This window comes from Mycobacterium sp. THU-M104 (assembly GCF_049197365.1).
Lineage (GTDB): Bacteria > Actinomycetota > Actinomycetes > Mycobacteriales > Mycobacteriaceae > Mycobacterium.
In genome coordinates this window covers 1-2060 of the sequence record NZ_JBMIOP010000268.1, presented here as the reverse complement: position 1 = coordinate 2060, position 2060 = coordinate 1, and the positions used below count along the sequence as shown (strand labels likewise).

Below are 2060 nucleotides of genomic sequence, written 5' to 3'. Positions count from 1 at the left end.
CGGACCGCCTTCGCCTTGACCTCCGGGTCGTACTTGCTTGGCATCGTGCCATCCTTCCCACAAAAGAAGGTGTGCACGAAACTCGGGGTGGTTCAGTCCTCAGAGATTTCCGTCCACGGCTCCCTTCCGCCACGCCCTCCCACCAGAAGGACTGCCGTCGACGTCCGCGGCCGGTCGCGAAGCAGACAGCACCCACCGTCAAGCACCCAGCATCGTCCACCCGGCATCCTCCACCCGGCATCGTCCACCCGGCATCCTCCACCCGGCATCGTCCATTGAGGGATTGCGGTCAGGGGACGACGGGTACGTGTTGGGGGATGAACGCCAACGAGACACCCCATGCAGACCGAATTCACGAAAGGTGCGCCAATGATCACCCTCACCGCTGACGCGCCCGAGTCCCTGACGCGCACGAAGCCATCGCACCGCCCACCGCTGCGGATCGGACTGGTCCAGCATCGCTGGCGCGCCGACCACGCCGAACTGACCCGCGTCCTCGGCGGCGGGATCGCCCGGGCTGCTGCCGCCGGTGCGCACATGGTGTGTCTGCCCGAGCTGACCCTGAGCCGCTACCCCGGTGACCTCGCCCCGCCGTCCCCCCCGGCCAGTGCCGCCGAAGACCTGCTGACCGGCCCGACGTTCGCGTTCGCTGCCGAATCCGCTCGGGCGAGCCAGGTTTTCGTGCAGGCATCGCTGTACGAGAAAGCGACAAACGAAGGCGGCCAGGACGACGGACTGGGTTACAACACAGCTATTTTGGTTTCCCCGGCCGGGGATCTCGTCGCCCGGGTGCGCAAAATGCACATCCCAGATTCCGAGTGTTACCGCGAAGCGGACTACTTTCGGCCCGGCCCCGCCGACGGGGAACCCTATCCAGTGCTGACCCCGCAGGGGCTCGACGCACGGATCGGTCTGCCGACGTGCTGGGACGAATGGTTTCCGGAAGTGGCCCGGACATACTCGCTGCACGGCGCCGAACTGGTGGTCTATCCCAGCGCCATCGGCTCGGAGCCGGCCTTCCCCGCTTTCAACAGCGAACCGCTCTGGCAGCAGGTCATCGTCGGCAACGGCATCGCCAACGGTTTGTTCATGATCGTGGCGAACCGCACCGGCGACGAGGGCAAGATCAAGTTCTATGGCTCGTCGTTCATCTCCGACCCGTACGGCCGCGTGTTGGTGCAGGCGCCGCGGGACGAGGAGGCGATAGTGATCGCCGACCTGGATCTCGATCAGCGCCGGGACTGGCTGGAAGCGTTTCCGTTCCTTCGCACCCGGCGTCCCGACAGCTACGGTGCCCTGGTCGGGCAGACGTAGCCACCGGGATCCCATTGCTCGCCGCACAGCGCCGCACGCCGCCGGACCCCTGCGGCTGACGCTGGACGCCAACCTCCACACCGCGCGCACGGTTCGCGCCGGCCTGCGCACCTGGCTGCCGGGGATCGGCGCGGACCCCGACCAGACATCCGACGTCGTGCACGCAATATCGGAGTTCGTGGAGAACGCCGTCGAGCACGGCGACGGCGCCGCGACTTTCGATGAAACCCGAGAAATCGTCGTCGAGGCCGCACTGGCCGGCGACGGCAACCTCTACGGCTCGGTGGCCGACCGTGGCAGGTGAAAGATTACCGCGCGGGCGAGAAGGGGCGCGGCCGCGGACTCGCAATGGCCGAAGCGCTGGTGTCACAGACGCAGATCAGCCGCGACGCCGATGGATCGCCAGATCGCCGTCGAAAGCCATTCGGGAATAGCGTCTTTGACGATCGCTCTCAGCGCTGTCAGCCATCTGGGTTCAGTGGGTGTGAGCGCGCTGGCCGACGACCGAGACCGTGCCCGCAGGCAGGACGGCGAATGTGTCCTGGTGGCCCCGCCGGTAGCCCGGCCCACCACGTTTTGTCGCTCGTCCAGATCCCCGTGGTCGGCGGCTACGCCGACGACGTCTTCGCCACGGAGTCCGAGTCGGATCGTGAGTAGCTGATAGGTCATAAGTGTGGCCTTCCCCTCGATCGCGGCTGATCTGGCCGGCGCGTGGGAGGTGTCAACGTGGAGCACGCGCAGCGCAG

Annotated in this window: 1 protein-coding gene and 1 pseudogene; both read left to right on the top strand. The window is 66.9% G+C overall.

All coding sequences use genetic code 11. The annotated features are described in order from the left end of the window. Positions 1 to 369: 369 nt before the first annotated feature. The gene (locus ACOJVU_RS19445) at positions 370 to 1314 is read left to right on the top strand and encodes a nitrilase-related carbon-nitrogen hydrolase (protein ID WP_421531271.1); all 945 of its coding nucleotides are present in this window, start codon (positions 370 to 372) and stop codon (positions 1312 to 1314) included. Next, positions 1287 to 1971 (top strand): annotated as a pseudogene (locus ACOJVU_RS19440) (ATP-binding protein); the annotation flags it as partial. The gene ACOJVU_RS19445 and the pseudogene ACOJVU_RS19440, both read left to right, overlap by 28 nt. Positions 1972 to 2060: the final 89 nt, after the last annotated feature.